14 protein-coding genes, 1 pseudogene and 1 riboswitch are annotated in these 19,761 nt (G+C 72.6%); of the genes and pseudogenes, 8 read left to right on the top strand and 7 right to left on the bottom strand.

Annotation, left to right across the window (positions count from 1 at the left end; translation table 11 throughout):
• Nucleotides 1-144: 144 nt before the first annotated feature.
• Together RLT57_RS23505 and RLT57_RS23500 are read left to right on the top strand one after the other, a co-directional pair.
• Nucleotides 145-1,014, top strand: a complete 870-nt coding sequence (locus RLT57_RS23505; RefSeq protein ID WP_311299262.1) for a thioesterase family protein — start codon at nucleotides 145-147, stop codon at nucleotides 1,012-1,014.
• Between the two features lie 107 nt (nucleotides 1,015-1,121).
• A complete protein-coding gene (locus RLT57_RS23500; protein ID WP_311299261.1) occupies nucleotides 1,122-2,288 on the top strand; it encodes a cysteine desulfurase family protein in 1,167 nt (388 codons plus the stop codon).
• A 172-nt stretch (nucleotides 2,289-2,460) separates the two neighbouring features.
• Here RLT57_RS23500 and RLT57_RS23495 read toward each other — a convergent pair whose 3' ends face one another.
• The 5 genes from RLT57_RS23495 to RLT57_RS23475 all read right to left on the bottom strand — a co-directional run bounded on the left by RLT57_RS23495 (nucleotide 2,461) and on the right by RLT57_RS23475 (nucleotide 8,655).
• Nucleotides 2,461-3,594 carry an ABC transporter ATP-binding protein gene (locus tag RLT57_RS23495; protein ID WP_399129231.1) on the bottom strand — a complete coding sequence of 378 codons (1,134 nt, stop codon included), beginning with the start codon at nucleotides 3,592-3,594 and terminating at the stop codon, nucleotides 2,461-2,463.
• A 17-nt stretch (nucleotides 3,595-3,611) separates the two neighbouring features.
• A complete protein-coding gene (locus tag RLT57_RS23490; RefSeq protein WP_311299260.1) occupies nucleotides 3,612-4,679 on the bottom strand; it encodes an ABC transporter ATP-binding protein in 1,068 nt (355 codons plus the stop codon).
• The gene (locus RLT57_RS23485; protein WP_311299259.1) at nucleotides 4,676-5,686 is read right to left on the bottom strand and encodes an ABC transporter permease; all 1,011 of its coding nucleotides are present in this window, start codon (nucleotides 5,684-5,686) and stop codon (nucleotides 4,676-4,678) included. Before RLT57_RS23485 ends, RLT57_RS23490 begins: the two co-directional genes overlap by 4 nt.
• A 115-nt stretch (nucleotides 5,687-5,801) precedes the next feature.
• Entirely contained in the window at nucleotides 5,802-7,583 is a 1,782-nt protein-coding gene (locus tag RLT57_RS23480) for an ABC transporter substrate-binding protein (RefSeq protein WP_311299258.1), read from the bottom strand.
• Nucleotides 7,584-7,656: 73 nt separating this feature from the next.
• Nucleotides 7,657-8,655, bottom strand: a complete 999-nt coding sequence (locus RLT57_RS23475; protein WP_311299257.1) for an ABC transporter permease — start codon at nucleotides 8,653-8,655, stop codon at nucleotides 7,657-7,659.
• Between the two features lie 231 nt (nucleotides 8,656-8,886).
• On the opposite strand from RLT57_RS23475, the gene RLT57_RS23470 reads away from it, so the two are divergent.
• The gene (locus RLT57_RS23470) at nucleotides 8,887-10,410 is read left to right on the top strand and encodes a DUF885 family protein (protein WP_311299256.1); all 1,524 of its coding nucleotides are present in this window, start codon (nucleotides 8,887-8,889) and stop codon (nucleotides 10,408-10,410) included.
• A gap of 190 nt (nucleotides 10,411-10,600) precedes the next feature.
• On the opposite strand, the gene RLT57_RS23465 is transcribed toward RLT57_RS23470, so the two are convergent.
• Both RLT57_RS23465 and RLT57_RS23460 read right to left on the bottom strand, forming a co-directional pair.
• Nucleotides 10,601-11,371, bottom strand: coding sequence for an enhanced serine sensitivity protein SseB C-terminal domain-containing protein (locus RLT57_RS23465; protein WP_311299255.1), 771 nt, complete (start codon nucleotides 11,369-11,371; stop codon nucleotides 10,601-10,603).
• 276 nt (nucleotides 11,372-11,647) lie between these two features.
• Nucleotides 11,648-12,391, bottom strand: coding sequence for an enhanced serine sensitivity protein SseB (locus RLT57_RS23460; RefSeq protein WP_311299254.1), 744 nt, complete (start codon nucleotides 12,389-12,391; stop codon nucleotides 11,648-11,650).
• Between the two features lie 109 nt (nucleotides 12,392-12,500).
• Nucleotides 12,501-12,597: riboswitch (glycine riboswitch) on the top strand.
• 181 nt (nucleotides 12,598-12,778) lie between these two features.
• Between RLT57_RS23460 and gcvT the strand changes: the two genes are divergently transcribed.
• The 5 genes and pseudogenes from gcvT to RLT57_RS33465 all read left to right on the top strand — a co-directional run.
• Complete coding sequence (gcvT, locus tag RLT57_RS23455) at nucleotides 12,779-13,957, top strand: glycine cleavage system aminomethyltransferase GcvT (RefSeq protein ID WP_399129227.1); 1,179 nt, start codon at nucleotides 12,779-12,781, stop codon at nucleotides 13,955-13,957.
• Between the two features lie 296 nt (nucleotides 13,958-14,253).
• Nucleotides 14,254-14,634: a glycine cleavage system protein GcvH gene (gcvH, locus tag RLT57_RS23450; protein WP_311299253.1), complete on the top strand. Its 381-nt coding sequence runs from the start codon at nucleotides 14,254-14,256 to the stop codon at nucleotides 14,632-14,634.
• A 44-nt stretch (nucleotides 14,635-14,678) separates the two neighbouring features.
• Nucleotides 14,679-15,932, top strand: coding sequence for a serine hydroxymethyltransferase (gene glyA, locus RLT57_RS23445; protein WP_311299252.1), 1,254 nt, complete (start codon nucleotides 14,679-14,681; stop codon nucleotides 15,930-15,932).
• A gap of 299 nt (nucleotides 15,933-16,231) precedes the next feature.
• Entirely contained in the window at nucleotides 16,232-17,617 is a 1,386-nt protein-coding gene (locus RLT57_RS23440) for an L-serine ammonia-lyase (RefSeq protein ID WP_311299251.1), read from the top strand.
• Between the two features lie 335 nt (nucleotides 17,618-17,952).
• A pseudogene (locus RLT57_RS33465) lies at nucleotides 17,953-18,333 on the top strand (transposase); the annotation flags it as partial.
• Nucleotides 18,334-19,761 lie beyond the last annotated feature (1,428 nt).

Raw genomic sequence — 19,761 nt, 5'->3', positions numbered from 1 at the left:
GGCCGGGCTCCGCGCCGGTCCGTGCGGCCTGCCGGCGGTCCCGGCACCCCCGCAGCGCCGCGCATTCGTCGCGGACGGAAGACCGGGCGTTCGCCCGGCGTTGGCACGAAGGCAGTGGACACAGCGGTACTACCGATGGGTGACATGACCGGCATGGCAACAGCATCGCCCCGCGCGGACATCGGGGACAGCGAGTTCGACCGGGCCACGGCGGTGGCGCCGCGGGCCGGGGAGGCGGGGGTCTACGACGCCGAGCTGTCGGCCGGATGGACGATCGGGTCGGCGGTGAACGGCGGATACCTGCTGGCGCTGCTGGGGCGGGCGCTGAGCGGGAGCCTGCCGCACCGCGACCCGCTGACGGTCACCGCGCACTACCTGACCGCCTCCCGGCCCGGCCCCGCCGTGGTGCGCGCGCAGACGGTGCGGGCCGGGCGGACCATGTCCTCCGGTCAGGCGTCGCTGTTCCAGACCGACGACAAGGGCCGGGAGGTCGAGCGGATCCGGGTGATCGCCGGGTACTGCGACCTGGCCGCGCTGCCCGACGGCGTACGGACCTCGGCGAAGCCGCCGCGGATGCCGTCGTACGAGGACTGCCTGGGTTCGGCGGACGCCCCGGCGGAAGGCCAGGTGGGCGGGTCCACCGCGATCCTGGAGCGGCTGGACCTGCGGCTCGACCCGGCGACCGTCGGGTGGGCGGTCGGCGCCCCCTCGGGTCTGGGCCGGGTGCGTGGCTGGCTGGGCCTGGCCGACGGCCGGGACCACGACCCGCTGTCGCTGCTGCTCGCGGTGGACGCCCTGCCGCCGACCTCGTTCGACCTGGGCCTGAAGGGCTGGACGCCGACGCTGGAGCTGACCGTGCACGTACGGGCCCGTCCGGTGCCCGGCCCGCTGCGGGTCGCGCTCAGCACCCGCAACCTGGCCGGCGGCCTGCTGGAGGAGGACTGCGAGATCTGGGACGGCGCGGACCGCCTGGTCGCGCAGTCCCGGCAGCTCGCCCGCGCCCCGCGCGGCTGAACCCCCCGCGGGCGGTCCGCACCCGAGTGGCCGGTCCGGGCCACGGTTGTCCGGCAGCTGGGCACGGGGTCCGGCCGCCCCCGGCACGAACGTAGAATCGGGGCACCATGGCCTACTTCGACCACGCCGCCACCACGCCCATGCTTCCGGAGGCGGTCCAGGCGATGACCGCCCACCTCACGCTGACCGGCAACGCCTCCGCGCTGCACGCCGCCGGGCGGCGGGCCCGGCGTGCCGTGGAGGAGTCCAGGGAGACGCTCGCCGCCGCACTCGGCGCCCGCCCCAGCGAGATCGTCTTCACCGGCGGCGGCACCGAGTCCGACAACCTCGCGGTGAAGGGTCTGTACTGGGCGCGCCGGGCGGCCGACCGGCGGCGCAACCGGGTCCTGGCCAGCCCCGTCGAGCACCACGCGGTACTCGACGCGGTCTACTGGCTCGCCGACCACGAGGGCGCCGTCATCGACTGGCTGGAGGTCGACAAGTTCGGCCGGGTGGAGCCCGCGACCCTGCGCGCCGCCATCGAGCGCGACCCCGGCGACGTCGCGCTGGTCACCGCGATGTGGGCCAACAACGAGGTCGGCACGATCCTGCCGGTCCACGAACTCGCCGCCGTCGCCCGGGAGTTCGACGTGCCGATGCACTCCGACGCGGTGCAGGCGTTCGGCCAGGTGGAGCTGGACTTCGCCGCCGCGGGACTGGACGCGATGACGGTTACCGGGCACAAGGTCGGCGGCCCGTACGGGGTCGGCGCGCTGGTGCTGCGGCGCGAGGACACCCCGGTACCGCTGCTGCACGGCGGCGGCCAGGAGCGCAGCCGCTCCGGCACCCTCGACGTGCCGGCCATCGCCGCCTTTGCCACCGCGGCCCGTCTCGCGGCCGAGCGGCGGGCCGGGTTCGTCGCCGAGGTGGGCGCGCTGCGCGACGAGCTGGTACGCGGGGTGCGGGCGGCCGTACCGGACGCGGTCCTCAACGGCGACCCGTCGCCGCAGGGGCGGCTGGCCGCCAACGCGCACTTCACCTTCCCCGGCTGCGAGGGGGACTCGCTGCTGCTGCTGCTCGACGCGCAGGGCATCGCCTGCTCCACCGGCTCCGCGTGCACCGCGGGGGTCGCCCAGCCCAGCCACGTCCTGCTGGCGATGGGCGAGCCGGCCACGTACGCCCGCGCCACCCTGCGCTTCTCCCTCGGGCACACCACGACCGCGGGGGAGGTCGCCGAACTCGTCGCGGCGATCGGCCCCGCCGTCACCCGGGCCCGCGCCGCCGGCCAGACCTGAGCCGCCGGGCCGGGCCGTACCGCCGGTACCGCCCGTCGCGACCGCGCCGCCCGTACGACGGCGACCGCGCCGCCCGCGCGGCGGGCGGGCCACCGCCGCGGGCGGCACCGGCGCACGGCGCGGGCAGCAGGGGGCGGCCCGCACCGGGCCGCCCCCCTTCCCGTACCGCGCGCTATACGCCCGCCGGCTCCTGCGCCGGCCGCCGGGCCGCCGTGTTCTCCGGGTGGTGGCAGGCCACCCGGTGGCCCGGGGCCAACGCCACCAGCGGCGGCTCCTGCGCCGCGCAGACCTCGGTCGCCTTCCAGCAGCGGGTGCGGAAGCGGCAGCCGCTCGGCGGGTTGACCGGGGAGGGCACGTCCCCGTTGAGCAGGATCCGGCCGCCCGACGCCCCCGCGCCGCCCGCCAGCTGCTGCTGGCGCCGCTTGGGGTCCGGCACCGGCACCGCGGACAGCAGCGCGGTGGTGTACGGGTGGAACGGCGTGCCGTACAGCGACTCCCGGTCGGCGATCTCCACGATCTTGCCGAGGTACATCACCGCGATCCGGTCCGAGACATGGCGGATGACCGACAGGTCGTGGGCGATGATCACATAGGTGAGGCCCAGCTCCTGCTGGAGGTCGTCCAGCAGGTTGACCACCTGCGCCTGGATCGACACGTCCAGCGCGGAGACCGGCTCGTCGGCGACCACCAGCTTGGGCTTGAGCGCCAGCGCGCGGGCGATGCCGATGCGCTGCCGCTGCCCGCCGGAGAACTCGTGCGGATAGCGGTTGTAGTGCTCGGGGCTGAGGCCGACCAGCTCCAGGAGGTTCTGCACCTCCTTCTTCACCCCCAGCTCGGTGGCGACCTTCTGCAGCTTGAAGGGCGCGCCCACGATGGTGCCGATGGTGTGCCGCGGGTTCAGCGACGAGTACGGGTCCTGGAAGATCATCTGCACGTCGCGCCGCATCGGCCGCATCGCGCCCACGCTGAGGTGGGTGATGTCCCGGCCCTCGAACTCGATCCTGCCGCCGGTGGGTTCGAGCAGCCGGGTGATCAGCCGGCCCATGGTGGACTTGCCGCAGCCGGACTCGCCGACCACGCCGAGGGTCTCCCCGGCCGAGACCTCGAAGTCCAGCCCGTCCACCGCCTGGACCGCGCCGACCTGCCGGCGCAGCAGCCCCTTGGTGATCGGGAAGTGCTTGACCAGCCCGTTCACCTTCAGCAGCGGCTCCCCCGACGGCTGCCGGGGGACCGAGCGGTGCGGCTCGTCGGCCGCTGCCGCCGCGGCCTCGGGCGCGTTCTTGTCCAGCGAGGGTGTGTCCGCCACGGCTTCGTCCCGGCCCTTCACAACGTGGGTGCAATCTCTTCGGTCCAGATCCGGGCCCGCTCGTCGTCGCCCAGGTGGCAGGCGACGACATGCCCGGGGGCCACTTCCCGCAGCTCCGGGACGAGCGTCTCGGAGGCGCCGCCGTTCAGCCCGGCGTACGGGCAGCGCGGGTGGAAGGCGCAGCCGCCCGGCACGTTGATCAGGCTGGGCGGCGTGCCCTTGACCGGGTTGAGCCGCTCGATCCGGTCCCGGTCCATCCGCGGCATCGAGCCCAGCAGACCCCAGGTGTACGGGTGCTGCGGCTCGGTGAAGACCTTCTCCGCGGTACCGCGTTCCACGGCCCGGCCGGCGTACATCACCAGCAGGTCGTCGGCGACCTCGGCGACCACGCCCAGGTCGTGGGTGATCATGATGACCGCGGAGCCGAACTCCTTCTGCAGATCGCGGATCAGGTCCAGGATCTGCGCCTGCACGGTCACGTCGAGCGCGGTGGTCGGCTCGTCGGCGATCAGCAGTTCGGGGTTGTTGATCAGCGCCATGGCGATCATCGCCCGCTGCCGCATACCGCCGGAGAACTGGTGCGGGTAGTCGGAGTAGCGCTTGCGCGGCTCGGGGATGCCGACCCGGTCCAGCATCTCCACCGCCCGCTCGCGGGCCGCCTTCCTGGACACCTTGTTGTGCACCCGGTACGCCTCGACGATCTGCGCGCCCACCGTGTAGTAGGGGTGCATCGCCGACAGCGGGTCCTGGAAGATCATCGCCATCTTCCGGCCGCGCAGCCTGCGGACCCGGTCGGGGTCGGCGCCGATCAGCTCCTCGCCGTCCAGCCGGACCTCGCCGGAGATGCGGGCCCTGGCGGTGCGGTGCAGGCCCATGATGCCGAGCGAGGTGACGGACTTGCCGGAGCCGGACTCGCCGACGATGCCGAGGGTACGGCCGCGGGCCAGGTCGAAGCTGAGCCCGTCGACCGACTTGACCAGGCCGTCGTCGGTGTCGAAGTGGATCCGCAGGTCGCGGACCGACAGGTACGCCTCGCCGACCGTGTCCTCGGCCCGGTCCGGCTCGCCGCTGACGTCGGTGCTCACGAGAACCTCACCCGGGGGTCGATGGCGGCGTAGAGCAAGTCCACGACCAGGTTGCACAGGACGATGAAGACGGCGGCGATGATGGTCACCCCGAGCACCTTGGGCAGGTCGTTGTCGGTGATGGCCTGCACGGCGTAGGCGCCGACGCCCGGGAAGGAGAAGACCGTCTCGGTGAGGACCGCGCCGCCGATCAGCAGGCCGAAGTCCATGCCGAAGATGGTGACGATCGGGGTCAGCGCGGCCCGCAGGCCGTGCTTGCCGACGACCGTCCGCTCCGGCAGGCCCTTGGCGCGCGCGGTGCGGATGTAGTCCTCGCCCATGGTCTCCAGCATCCCGGCCCTGGTCAGCCGGGCGTACAGCGCGGAGTAGAGGAAGGCCAGGCTGATCCACGGCAGGACCAGGTTGGACGCCCACTGCACCGGGTCGCTCTCGAAGCCGACGTACTGGATGTTGCTCCAGACCTGCCACTTGTAGACGAACAGGCCCTTGAGGACCAGGCCGGTGAAGAAGATCGGCAGCGAGACGCCGGCCAGTGCCACGCCCATGGAGACGCGGTCGAAGACCGTGCCGCGCTTGAGGGCGGACACGACGCCGATGGCCACGCCGGAGACCACCCAGATCACGGCCGCGCCGATCGCCAGCGAGACGGTGATCGGGATGCGCTGCTTGATCTCGGGCCACACCTCGACATGGCTCTTGAAGGAGTAGCCGAAGCAGGGGCGGTGGCACGTGGCCGCGTCGGGGCCGAACTTGTAGTGCGCGCCCATGACGATGGCCTTGATGAAGTGCCAGTACTGCTCGTACAGCGGCAGGTCCAGGCCCAGGTTCTTCTTCACCGCCGCGATGGACTCGGGGTTGGCGTCCTTGCCCACGTACTGGGTGGCCAGCTGGGTGGTGGTCTGGCCGCCGAGTTTCGGCACCCAGAAGAAGATCAGGAACGTGACCGCGCTGACGACCAGCACCAGGAAAATCGCGGCGATCACGCGTCGGATGATGTACGCAGTCACAGCGGGTCGGCGCCGGGGCCGGCGGCCGGGTGGTACCCGGCCGCCGGCCCCGAAGCCTTCACCTGCCTTCCGGTGTTCGGTGCCTACTCTTCGATGCCCCGTCGGGGCGGTTGGACTACTTGGACGAGCCGAGCAGCAGGTAGTCGTACATACCCAGGTAGGCCTGCGTCACGGTGACGTTGGTGGCCGAGTCCGGACGGTAGAGCAGGTTCTTGCGGTAGATCAGCGGCACCACGGTGGCGGTGTCCACGACCATCTTGTCGATCTGGCCCCACGCGGTGGTGCGGGCCGCCGCGTCGGTGTTGGAGATCGCGTCCGACAGCGCCTTGTTGATGGCGGGGTCGTTCAGCTCCTGCAGGTTGTTGCCACCGGACGGCTTGATGGCGCTACCGTCGACGATCTGGTCCAGGAAGCCGTAGCCGGTCGGCCAGTCGGCGCCCCACGCGGTGAGCATCAGGCCGAGCTGGTGGCTGTGCACGTAGCTCGGCACACCGGCGAAGTTGGAGAAGTACTTGCCGGCCGGGTAGCTCTTGATGTTGGCCGTGATGCCGACCTGCTTGAGCGAGTTCTGGATCGCGGTGGCGGTCGCCATCTCGGTCGGCCGGTCGCTGCGGGCGGTCAGGTTGGTGGTGAAGCCGCCCGGCTTGCCGCACGCGGTCAGCGACTGCTTGGCCTTGGCCACGTCACCCTTGCCGCCCGGCGTCGCGAACTCGTCGAACTTGCTGTAGCCGTTGACGGTCGGCGGGAGCAGCGTGGTCGCCACGTCGCCCTTGACGCTGCCGCCGATGGCGGTCTGCACCGAGACCTTGTCGATCGCGTACTCGACGGCCTTGCGGCACTCGATGTTGTCGAACGGCGCGACGTTGGGGTTGATCGCCATGTACGAGGTGGCACCGGCGTACGAGTCGTCGGTGTTCTTGGCGTACTGCGGGTTGATCACCTTGGCCTGCGTCTGCGGGCTGACGCCGGTACCGCCGGAGTCGACCGTGGTGTTGCCCGACAGCAGGTCGTTGTCGATGCTGGTCGCGTCGACCTTGAACTTGATCTTGATCTCGTCGGGCAGCGCCTTGCGCACCGGGTCGGTGGCCTGCGACCACTCGGGGTTGCGCACCAGGTCGGCCCCCACGCCGTCCTGGTAGGACTTGAACTTGTACGGGCCCGAGGAGACGATGTGCTTCACGTAGCCGGCGCCGTCGTCCTTGGCCGCCGGGATCGGGGCCGTCTGCGAGAAGGTCGCCAGGTAGTCGAAGTCCGCGAACGGCTTCGACAGGTGGAAGACGATCGTGGTGTCGTCCGGCGTCTCGATGGACGCGATCCCGTTCGGGTTCTTGTCCTTGTACGGGCCCTGGTACTTGTCGCCGCCCTCGAGGTACGCCTTGAAGTACGTCGGGCCGTTGGACAGCGCCTCGGGCGCGAAGTTGCTGCGCTCGATGCCGTACTTGATGTCCTTGGTGGTGATCGGCGTGCCGTCGTCGTACTTCAGGCCGGGACGGATGGTGTACGTCCACGTCTTGGCGTCCGCGCTGGCCTTGCCGAGGCCGGTGGCGAGGTCCGGGACGACCTGGAGGCCCGCGCTGCCGGCGGCCGGCTTGAAGGTGAGCAGGGTACGCGCGTAGAGGCGGGAGAAGTTCTGCACCCAGCCGTAGTACGTGTTGCCCGGGTCGAGGGAGTCCGGCACGTCGGAGTTCTCCATCGTGACGGTGCCCCCCTTCTTGTCCGAGGCGTTCACGATGCCGGTCAGGGCGGCGTCCTTCGCGGCGGAGACACCGGAGGCGGTGCTCTTCGTGCCGCCCCCGGTCTTCTTGCCGTCGTCCTTCGAGTCGCTGCTGCACGCGGATGCTCCCAGGGCGAGTGCCATGGCAAGCGCCAGCGTGGCTGTCGCTTTTCTGCTGTTCATGCCGAGGAAAGCCTCCTGAATCGGTGTTTAAGCCTGTGGTACGTACTGCGTGCGGGTGGTCTGTGGGTGGCGTTCACTTGCCGCGCGGATCGAGGGCGTCGCGCAGTCCGTCGCCCAGCAGGTTGAACGCCAGGACGGTGACGAAGATCGCCAGGCCGGGGACGACCATGTACTGCGGGTCCGCGTAGAACAGATCGATGGCCGAGTTGAGCATGCCGCCCCAGGACGCCTGCGGCGGCGCGATGCCGACGCCGAGGAAGCTCAGCGCGGCCTCGAAGAGGATGTTGGTCGGGATCAGCAGGGTCGAGTAGACCAGGATCGGCGCGACCAGGTTCGGCAGCAGCTCCTTGAACAGGATGAACGGCCCGCGGGCGCCGAGACTGCGGGCCGCCTCGACGAACTCCCGCTCCCGCAGGGAGAGTGTCTGGCCGCGGATGATCCGGCCCATGTACGGCCAGTTGAAGAAGCCGATGACGAAGATCAGCACGCTGATCCGCAGCGGCAGCCCGTTCAGGCCGAACGCGCCGTCCTGCAGCGACGCCGAGATGGAGATCGCGAACAGCAGCAGCGGAAAGGCCAGGAAGGTGTCCATCAGCCGGCTGATGGCGCTGTCCACCCAGCCGCCGTAGTAGCCGGCGACCACTCCGAAGATGACGCCGAGGATCACCGACAGCAAGGTGGCGCCGGTCGCGACCAGCATCGACACCCAGGATCCCTCGATGATCCGGGCCAGCAGGTCGCGGCCGAACTGGGGGTCCACGCCGAGCGGGTGCGCCCAGCTCATCCCGCCCCAGCCGCCCTTGGGTGCCACCGTGTTGGGGTCCACCAGGTCCTGGTGGAAGGCGTTGGGGTCGAGGTCGAAGACCTTCTCGATCAGCTTGGAGAGGACGGCGAGCAGCACCAGGCAGATGACAACGATGCCACCGGCAACGGCGACCTTGTCGCGCTTGAAGCGCGTCCAGGCGATCTGCCCGAGGGACCGTCCCTCGATCGTCTTCCGCCCGGCCCCCTGGAGAATGGCTTCGGGCTGGGCCTCCGCCTGTCCATGGGTGGTCTCAATCGGTGCGGTCATGGCGTAGCTGACCCCTCTCGCCGGCGGGTAGCCGGCGCGCGCCCGCCGCTGTAGCGGCTTTTGTCGATTCGACCGCGATGACGGTTCTCGGATACGTCACAGCGCCTTCTGCCGGTGGATTCTTCTGTGCCGCGGTGATCACCCGCCAGCCCTGACCGGGAACGGATGCGCAACTGTGATGTGGTGATTCATCGACCGTTACCGACCCGTACCTCGGGGTACGGTCGTCTGGTGAACGAGCGGCTGCGCGCGGTGTATGACCTGATGATGCCACAGGCCCGGGAAATGGCGGGCCTGCACGAGTACGACGGCCGGGTCCAGGATCTGTCCCCCGCCGGGGTGCGCCGGGCGCTGGCAGAAGTGGTCCGCGCCCGCCGCGCGGAGGGCCGGCTGGACGACACCCACGACGAGGCGCACCTGCGGATCTTCGAGAAGGCGCTGCGCACCCAGTACGGCGATCTGGAGATGCACCGGCGCGACCCGTATCCGCATCTGTCCAACCTGGAACTGGCCTGCTACGACCGGGAGTACGCGCCCCGCAAGGAGCGGGCCAGGGCCCGCCGCAGGCACCTCGCGCACTGGCCGGAGGCGATCGACGCCTCGCTGTCGGCGCTGGACCGGGTGAACGCCCCGGTCGCGGCGGCGCTGCTCGGCGCGGCCCGCGGCCTGGCCGTCGGCCTCGACCCGGAGCGGAGCCCGGCGGAGGCCGCCGCGCTCGCCGCGCACGCCCGGCTGCTGGCCCGGCTGGAGGACGCGGCCGAGCACGGCGACCCCGACCCGCGGCTCGGCGGCAAGGCACTCGCCTCGCTGATGGGAGCCCAGGAGGGGCTGCGGGTGGACCTGGAGGCGCTGGCCGGGGACGCCGGCCGGGAGCGCGACCGGCTGACCGAGCTGCTCGCCGACTCCTGCCGCGCCCTCGACCCGCGCCGCACGGTCGACGAGCTGATCCCCGAACTGCTGGCCGACCACCCGGGCGCCGACCAGGTCATCCCGGAGGCGGCCCGGCTCACCGACGAGGTGATCGCCTTCACCAAGGAGCACGGGCTGGCCCCCTACGTCGACGGGGAGTGCCTGGTCGGCCCCGCCCCGCCGTCGCGCCGCTGGTCGATGGCCATGATGGCGTGGGAGGCGCCCGGCGAGTCCGACGCGCCCTCCTGGTACCACGTCACCCCGCCGGATCCGGACTGGCCGGCCGAGGAGCGCGAGGAGTGGCTGACGGTCTTCAGCCGGACCAGCCTGCCGGCGATCACCGTGCACGAGGTCTCCCCCGGCCACTTCGCGCACGGCCGGGCACTGCGCCGCACCCGCGGCCCGGTCCGCCGCACCCTGCACAGCCTCTCCTTCAGCGAGGGCTGGGCGCACTACGTCGAAGAGGTCTGCCTGGAGGAGGGCTTCCGCGCCCACGACCCGCGCTTCGCCATCGGCGTCGCCCTGGAGGCGCTGGTCCGGGTCACCCGGCTGACCTGCGCGATCGGTCTGCACACCGGCACGATGGACCTGGAGGAGGCCACCCGGCTGTTCATGCGCGACGCCCACCTGGCCCGTACCAGCGCCGCGTCCGAGGCGCGGCGCGGCACCTTCGACGCCGGCTACGGCCGCTACACCTGGGGAAAGCTGGAGATCATGCGGCTGCGGGCGCGGGCCAGGCGCAAGTGGGGCGGGGAGTTCTCGCTGCCGCGCTTCCACACGTCGCTGCTGGCGCTGGGGAGCCCGCCGCTGGGGCTGCTGGAGGGCATCTTCGCCCGGGAGAAGTGACGCGGCGCGGATGCGGGTGTCCCGCTCCGGAAGCGGGCGACGCGGTACGGGAGCGGGCGCGGTCTCCCCGTGCGGTCGGTCGGGGCGGCCCCGCTGTCCGCGGGGGGAGCGGCGGCCGTGGGCCGGCCCGGCGCCGCCGTACCGGTCCGGCTTCCGTCCCGGAACGGGTGGCGCCGCCCGCGGGCGGCGGTCAGTAGCGCGCCGGGCCCCACGAGGCGCCGCCGCCGTACGCCTCGCGGTCGAAGAACGGCTGGCCGTTGGCCCGCATCCACATGCCCACCGGGTCGTACGCGTCCGCCATGGCGACCGTGGAGACCGCGAGGCCGTCCGGGACGCCGGACACGGCCTGCCGCATCATCAGCCGGACCGACTCGACCGCCTGCGGCGAGGAGTCGTACACCTCGACGCCGACCGCGAGGTACGGCTCGCCGAGGGCCGGCTGGACCCAGGCCCGGCGCAGCGAGCGGACCGCCGGGGTGCGGTGGGCGGCCTGGGCCAGCAGGGCGTAGAACTGCGGGATCTGCAGGGAGGGTTCGCCGATCTGGAGCGGTCCGGCCGGCAGCAGGTCCAGGCCGACGGCGATCCGTCTCAGGTCCGGCCAGGGCACGCCGACGCCGCCGTCGGCCGCGTGCGGGTTGAGCCACAGGCCGCAGCGGTCGGGGTAGAGGGTGAGCGCGATGTCCCGCCCGGAGACCACCTCGTGCTCGCGGGTCCAGCCACTGGCGGCCAGTTCGCGGGGCGAGGTGCAGCAGGGCGCGTAGCCGTGGCCGCCGATCTCCATGCTGCCGTACTGGGCGTCCGCCGAGCCGGTCGAACCCCGCCACAGCAGCATCCACACCTGGCCGGCGGCCAGCGATCCGAGCAGGTTCTCGTAAGCGTCGAACCGGCCGGGGGCCACCTGGAGCAGCATCTGCTCCATATGGCCGGCCGCCGCCGCGCCGCCTTGCGCGCCCGCGATCACGTGGGACCGCCCCTTCCCCTTGGTCGGTTGTCCGCTCTTTGCGCTGTTCGGTTCTGTGTGCTGTCCGCCGACCGTGCCCGGCTGCCCGGTCCGGTCGGCCTGTTCGGTCCGTCCGGCGCACATCCGTGCGCTGCCTGCCATCAAATCAGGTCGAGTGTTCCCGGTGGAACGCTGACCGACTCAACCCGCACCGGCTAAAGTCGGCGTATACGCGGCATATACGTAGTCGGCCGGCGACACTCCGCGACGCTCCGCGGATACCCGCTGGTCGCGCGGTCAGTCCCGGACGAAGAACGGCCCGACCTGCTCCAGCATCCAGTCGCTCACCGGGTCCTGGGCCACGTCGAGCAGGATCAGCTGGACCTGCCAGGGCAGCGGCACCGCGCCCAGTGCCCGGCCGACGGCGTCCATCGCGGCGGCCCGGTCCGCCTCCTGCCAGCGGTCCAGCTCCACCCCGACGAACAGCTCGGGCGCCTTCTCCTCCACCGAGGCCAGCGCCCGGCGGGCGCTGAGCACCACCGGGCTCACCGCGAACTCGGCCGCCGCCGCGGCCAGGAAGTCCACCGGCTCCTCGTGCGGAGCCGGCTGCCACAGCCGCACCCGGGCGCCGGGCCGCGGGGCGCCGGGCCCGCCGCCCTCCGGACGGCACAGCCCCGCCACGGCGGCCGGCGGCACCGGCACTCCCACGGCCCCGCCCGGGTTCACCGCGATGCCCACCAGCGGGGGCAGCCCGCGGGCGAACTCGTGCACCGGCGCGATCGTGCAGGACATGCCGTCGGCGGCCTGCCGGAACTGCTGCTCGGAGCTGAACACCGGCACGTAGGGCGCGCCCTCCAGTTCCATGGTGGGCAGGTCGAAGCCCGGGGCGCCCTGGTGGCCGCCGTTGGGCAGTGGCACCCACACCCGGGACCGGCTGAGCACCTCCATCAGCCGGGGCGTCGCCGAGGGGTCGCCCAGGCTCGCGGCGAGCACCTCTTCCAGCTCGTTGGCCGGCCATATGTACGGTGCCGGATTCTCCATGTCCACCCTTGTCCGCCCATGTGCCACTGTCCTGCTGCCCGGAAACCCTAGCGGCTGCCGGGCCCGCGGGCATGCGATGATGGGCCGGACACCTTGCATAACGGCCGTTGGAGGCCGCGCGGGAGAGTTCCGCCCCCGGTCGGGGCGGGCGCCGAAGGAGCAAGTCCTCCCTTGAATCTCTCAGGCACAGATACCGCGCGACCGAGGCAGATCTGAAAAGCGGACGGGCCGCTGCCGCGCTGCGCGGTACGGGGCCGGTCCCACCCACGGTGCAAGCCGTGCCCCCTCGCGGGTCACGGTGAACCTCTCAGGTTCCGATGACAGATGGGGAGGCCAGGTTCCCGCTTGGCCACGTCCGTCCGTCGATCCGTCTGGGAGCACTTTCCGATGAGCGAACCCCGCGACCCGCAGGCCGCGCCCGTTTCCGTGCCCGTGTCCACGCCCGTACCGGTGCCCGCGACCCGCCGCACCGCGCTGGACGCGCTGCACCGCGCCCTCGGCGCCACCATGACCGACTTCGCGGGCTGGGACATGCCGCTGCGGTACGCCAGCGAGCGCGAGGAGCACCAGGCGGTACGCACCCGCGCCGGCCTCTTCGACCTCTCGCACATGGGTGAGATCACCGTCACCGGGCCGCAGGCGGGCCGGGCCCTGGACCACGCCCTGGTCGGCCACCTGTCCGCGCTGGCGGTCGGCCGGGCCCGGTACACCATGATCTGCGCGCCGGGCGGCGGCATCCTGGACGACCTGATCGTCTACCGGACGGCCGACGACACGTACCTGATCGTCGCCAACGCCTCCAACGCGCAGACCGTGCTGGACGCGGTGACCGAGCGGGCGACCGGGTTCGAGGCGCGGGTCCGCGACGACCGGGACGCGTACGCCCTGCTCGCCGTCCAGGGCCCGGAGGCGCCCGGCATCCTGAAGTCGGTCACCGACGCCGACCTGGACCACCTCAAGTACTACGCCGGGCTGCCCGGCACGGTCGCCGGGGTGGACGCGCTGATCGCCAGGACCGGCTACACCGGCGAGGACGGCTTCGAGCTGTTCGTGGCGCCGGCCGACGCCGAGCGGCTGTGGCGGGCGCTGAGCGGGGCGGGGGCGGCGGCCGGGCTCGTACCCTGCGGGCTGTCCTGCCGGGACACGCTGCGGCTGGAGGCCGGGATGCCGCTGTACGGGCACGAGCTGAGCGCCGCCGTCACGCCCTTCGACGCGGGGCTGGGCCGGGTGGTGGCGTTCGGCAAACCCGGGGACTTCGTGGGCCGGCGGGCACTGACCGCCGCCGCCGGGCGGGCCGCCGCCGCACCGCCGCGCAAGCTGGTCGGGCTGGTCGCCGAGGGCCGCCGGGTGCCGCGGGCGGGCTACCCGGTGACGGACGCGGCCGGCGCGGTCATCGGCGAGGTCACCTCCGGGGCGCCCTCCCCCACCCTCGGGGTCCCGATCGCGATGGCGTACGTGGACGCGGCGTACGCGGCGCCGGGCTCGGCGGGGGTCGCGGTGGACATCCGCGGGGTGCGGGAGCCGCACGGGGTCGTGGCGCTGCCGTTCTACAAGCGCTCCCGCTGAGCGAGGGCGACGCTCCCGCCGAGCGACGGCTGCGGCCTGCCGGGCCGCGGCCCTGCGGCGTCCCGCACCCGTGCTCGCTTCCCCTCGGCCTCCGCTCCCGCTCCCGCCGCGGCGTCGCCCTTCCACCCGCTTCCGCTTCCGTTCCCCTTCCGTTCCCTAGGCTTTGCGCACCCGGCCCCAGGCGCCGCCGCGGCCGGGTGCTCCGGCCCGCGGTCCGCCGCGGACCCGTTCCGTACCGTCCTCCGTCCAGCGCGTCCCCTGTGCGGGCGCTCCGACCCATCCGGGAGAATTCCGCCATGAGCATCAACCCTGAGCAGCTGCGTTACAGCAAGGAGCACGAGTGGCTCTCCGCCCCCGCCGACGGGGTCGCCACCGTGGGGATCACCTCACACGCCGCCGACGCGCTCGGCGACGTGGTCTTCGTCCAGCTCCCCGAGGTCGGCTCGACCGTCACGGCCGGTGAGACCTGCGGCGAGCTGGAGTCCACCAAGTCGGTCAGCGACCTGTACTCGCCGGTGTCCGGTGAGGTCACCGAGGCCAACCAGGACGTGGTCGACGACCCGTCCCTGGTCAACTCCGCGCCGTTCGAGGGCGGCTGGCTGTTCAAGGTGAGGGTGTCGGAGGAGGCGGCGGACCTGCTGTCGGCCGCCGACTACGACGCGTTCAGCGCCGGCTGAGCCGCGCGCCACCGCTGTCCGCCCCTCCCGACCAGGAAGTTCCCATGTCCCTGCTGAACCAGTCCCTGCACGAGTTCGACCCTGACGTCGCCGCCGCGATCGACGCCGAGCTGCTCCGCCAGCAGTCCACCCTGGAGATGATCGCCTCGGAGAACTTCGCTCCGGTGGCGGTCCTCGAAGCCCAGGGCTCGGTCCTGACCAACAAGTACGCCGAGGGCTACCCCGGCCGCCGCTACTACGGCGGCTGCGAGCACGTCGACGTGATCGAGCGGCTCGCCGTCGACCGGGTGAAGGAGCTGTTCGGCGCCGAGGCGGCAAACGTGCAGCCGCACTCGGGCGCGCAGGCGAACGCGGCGGCCATGTTCGCGCTGATCGAGCCGGGCGACACCGTCCTCGGCCTGGACCTGGCGCACGGCGGCCATCTGACCCACGGTATGCGGATCAACTTCTCCGGCAGGCTGTACCGGGTCACCGCCTACCACGTGGACGACCGGACCGGCCTGGTCGACATGGCGGAGGTCGAGCGGCTGGCGAAGGAGCACCGCCCGCGGCTGATCATCGCGGGCTGGTCGGCGTACCCGCGGCAGCTGGACTTCGCCGGGTTCCGGCGGATCGCCGACGAGGTCGGCGCCTATCTGATGGTCGACATGGCGCACTTCGCCGGGCTGGTCGCGGCCGGGCTGCACCCCTCGCCGGTGCCGTACGCGGACGTGGTCACCACCACGACCCACAAGACCCTCGGCGGCCCGCGCGGCGGGGTGATCCTCTCCACCGCCGGGCTGGCGAAGAAGATCGACTCCGCGGTCTTCCCCGGTCAGCAGGGCGGCCCGCTGGAGCACGTCATCGCGGCCAAGGCGGTGGCCTTCAAGGCGGCGGCGACGGAGGAGTTCAAGGACCGCCAGCGGCGTACCCTCGACGGCGCGAGGATCATCGCCGACCGCCTGGTGCGGCCCGACCTGGCGGAGCTGGGCATCTCGGTGCTGTCCGGCGGCACCGACGTCCACCTGGTCCTGGTGGACCTGCGCGACTCCGAGCTGGACGGCCGGCAGGCCGAGGACCGCCTGCACGAGGTCGGCGTCACCGTCAACCGCAACGCCGTCCCCAACGACCCCCGCCCCCCGATGACCACCTCGGGCATCCGCGTCGGCACACCCGCGCTCGCCACGCGCGGCTTCGGGCCGGACGACTTCCGCGAGGTCGCCGACATCCTCGCGGGGGCCTTGCGGCCGGCCTACGACGCGGCGTCCCTCCGTGCCCGGGTCACGTCCCTGACCCGGCGCCACCCGCTCTACCCCTGACCATGCCCCTCCACGCCGCCGCCCCGCCTGACGGGGGCCCGGCCCCGGTGCCGTTGCGGGCAGCGGTGCCCCCCTCAGGAATGCGGGGAACCGCGCGACCGGCCACAACAAGGCCGCACGTCGCCACCGGCCGGAAGGGGCAGGGGCCGCCGGAACCGCACCAGGACCCGCGCCACCGGCCGCCGGCCGGCATCCGCACCCCGACAGGTCGCCGCCGGCGGCACCAGCACCGCCGCCCGCAAGGGCAGCGCACAACCGGCCGGGCGCCGCACGGCGCACCACGTCAGGAGCCGCACCCCATGGCAATATCCGTCTTCGACCTCTTCTCGATCGGCATCGGCCCGTCCAGCTCCCACACCGTCGGCCCGATGCGCGCCGCCGGCATCTTCGCCCACCGGCTGAAGAACGAGGGCCTGCTGGCCCACACCACCGCCGTCCGCGCGGAACTGTTCGGCTCACTCGGCGCGACCGGCCACGGCCACGGCACCCCGAAGGCCGTCCTGCTGGGCCTGTCCGGCCACTGCCCCCGTACGGTCGACGTCGAGACCGCCGACGACGAGGTGGCCGCGATCGGCACCACCAAGCGGCTGGACCTCCTCGGCGCCCACGGCGTCGACTTCGACCCCGACACCGACCTCGTCCTGCACCGGCGGCGCTCGCTGCCGTACCACGCCAACGGCATGACCATCGGCGCGTACGACGCGTCGGGCACCGCGCTGCTGGAGAAGACGTACTACTCGGTGGGCGGCGGCTTCGTGGTCGACGAGGACGCGGTCGGCCAGGACCGGATCAAGCTCGACGACACCGTGCTGCGCTACGCCTTCCGCACCGGCGACGAGCTGCTGCGGCTGTCCCGTGACACCGGCCTGTCCATCTCCGCGCTGATGCTGGAGAACGAGAAGGCGTGGCGTACGGAGGCCGAGATCCGGGCCGGGCTGCTGGAGATCTGGCAGGTCATGCGGGAGTGCGTGGGGCGCGGGATGTCCCGCGAGGGCATCCTGCCCGGCGGCCTCAAGGTCCGCCGCCGCGCCGCCCGGTCAGCCCGCCGACTGCGCGCCGAGGGCGACCCGGCCGTGCACGCCATGGAGTGGATCACCCTCTACGCGATGGCCGTCAACGAGGAGAACGCCGCCGGCGGACGCGTGGTCACCGCCCCCACCAACGGCGCCGCCGGCATCATCCCGGCCGTCCTCCACCACTACCTCGACTTCGTCGCCGACCCGCACCTGCCGCAGTCCGACCAGGACGACGCCGTCGTCCGCTACCTGCTGGCCGCCGGTGCGATCGGCATGCTCTTCAAGGAGAACGCCTCCATCTCCGGCGCCGAGGTCGGCTGCCAGGGCGAGGTCGGCTCCGCCTGCTCGATGGCCGCCGGCGGCCTCGCCGAGATCCTCGGCGGCACCCCGGAACAGGTCGAGAACGCCGCCGAGATCGGCATGGAACACAACCTCGGCCTCACCTGCGACCCCGTCGGCGGCCTCGTCCAGATCCCCTGCATCGAACGCAACGGCATGGCCGCCGTCAAAGCCGTCACCGCCGCCCGCATGGCCATGCTCGGCAACGGCCACCACCACGTCTCCCTCGACCAGGTCATCACAACCATGAAGGAGACCGGCGCCGACATGAAGACCAAATACAAGGAGACCGCCCGCGGCGGCCTCGCCGTCAACGTCATCGAGTGCTGACCCACCACCACCCACCACCCACCGTCCGCGCCTCGAACCGCAGGCACCGTCGGACACCGCACGGCACGGCTGATGTCCCGGCAGACCTTCACACCGACCATCCCGGTCGCCGTTCCGGTCACCACGACGCGGCCGGTCAGCGACGCAGCGCGGACACAACCCTCGTCATCTCGTACCGGCGATACGTCGGGACCGGTCTGCTGCCACTCGCGGGAGTGTCTGATAAACGGCGGATCTGTTGATCATGGAGACGTCGAGTGAGTGAAATGACGATCGAGGACGAGTCGGTGGCTGAGCCGGTCGGGGTGGCAACGTCGGACGAGCAGTTGATCGCGATGCTGGTCGACCGGGCCCGGAGCGAGGGCATGCAGCTGACCGGTGCGGGCGGGCTGCTGCAGCAGCTGGCCAAGCGGGTGCTGGAGTCCGCCCTGGAGGGCGAGATCACCGACCACCTCGGCTACGACACGCACGATCAGGCGGGGAAGAACAGCGGCAGCTGCCGCAACGGCACCCGGTCCAAGACCGTGCTGACGGATGTCGGACCGGTCGAGGTCAAGGTGCCGAGGGACGTGGCCGGCACCTTCGAGCCGCACATCGTGCGCAAGCGGCAGCGTCGGCTGACGGGTGTGGACGAGATGGTGCTGTCGCTGTCCGCGAAGGGCCTCACCTGCGATGACGTGCCCGACCTCATCGCCACGACCGCCGGCGGTGCGCTCTGCGACCAGCTCGGTGCCGCCGTGCCGCCGTGCCGCCGTGCCAACCGCCGCCGAGTTCGACGGCGCGGCCGGGAGGCCCGGGGTCATCGCTGCGGGAGGGTGGAACCAGATCGCCGACATCAGCTGCATCCCGCACGCGTGGACCGGGGGGTGCCGCGCCGGGGCATGGGCGGCCCAGATCCCGGAGCGCCCCGTGGACCCGGTCCGGCCGGGCGTCCGGGGGCGGGGGACCCGGCGCGGGCGCGGCACCCGCGGTTGCGGGGATCGGCCGGGCGTCCGGGAGTCCGGGGCAGGCGGAGCTACGAGTGCCCCGGACGGGATCCTGAGGAACATTCCCCTTTGGTGAGTAGCGCCACGCGGATGCCCGTAACATCGGCCGCCGTGAACCACCTCACGGAACTCGGCGCGCCCCCGCAGGCCGCGCCGGCCGCCCCGGATCCCGTAACACCGCCCGCCGCCCGCGTCCTTGCCGTCGCGGTCCTGCTCGCCGTGATCGGCGTGATGTGCTGGAGCGGGCTCAACCACGATGTGCGGTACTGCCTGGGCGGGATGCGGGCGGCGGGGCGCGGCGGCATCCCGGCGTCGGGGACCTTCGTCCACCGGCCGCTGGCGTACCGGTGGTTGCTGTCCGGTCTCGACCACCTCAGCGCCGGTCCGGTCGCGGTGCGCGAGGCGTGGATACGGCTGCTGGTCGTCGTCCTGACGGCGGCCGTCGCCTGGTGGCTGCGTGCCGGACTCGCCCGGTACCTGCCGCGGCGCGAGGCCGGCGCGGTCGCCGCGGCCGTCGGGCTCGCCCTGCTCTTCGCCCCGGCGTGGGACTTCCTGCAGCCGGAGTGGGTCGCGGTCTGGCTGGCCGTGGCCGGACTGGCCGCTGCGACCGGCCTGCGCCGGCTGCGGTACGCGGTCCCGGTGGCTGGCGTCCTGATAGCGCTGGTCGTGCTGGTGAAGTACACCACCGCGCCCACCGCGCTGCTGCCGCTGGGTGCGCTGATCGCCCTGGACCGGCGGCGCGGCCGGTGGACGGCCGCCGCGGCGGTGGTCGCCGTCCCGGCCGGCTTCGTGCTCGCGATCGCGGTCCAGCCGCGGGAGTGGCGGTGGTTCAACGAGTTGTCGGCGCTCAACCCGGACGGCCCGCTGCAGAACGGCTTCCGCGCCGCCGACCTGGGGCACCTCGTCGACACGGTCGGCACCGAGGCGCTGATGAACCCCCTGGTGGGGCTGCTGCCGGCCGCTGTCGTGCTGCTCGCCCGCGGCGCGGGTACCCGCCGGACCCGCTGGGCCTGGCCGCTGCTCACCGCGGCGGGGGTGGCCGGCGTGCTGACCGCACTGGTCGTCCAGGGGCAGTGGTTCCAGTACCACCTCGCCGCGCTGCCCGTGCTCGCCGCGGCCCTGTGGGGTCTGGCCCTGGCCCGGTATCCGCACCGCTGG

Source organism: Streptomyces sp. ITFR-21 (assembly GCF_031844685.1).
GTDB lineage: Bacteria > Actinomycetota > Actinomycetes > Streptomycetales > Streptomycetaceae > Actinacidiphila.
The sequence above is the reverse complement of the archived record's forward strand: the minus strand, read 5'-3'. Positions and strand labels throughout refer to the sequence as shown.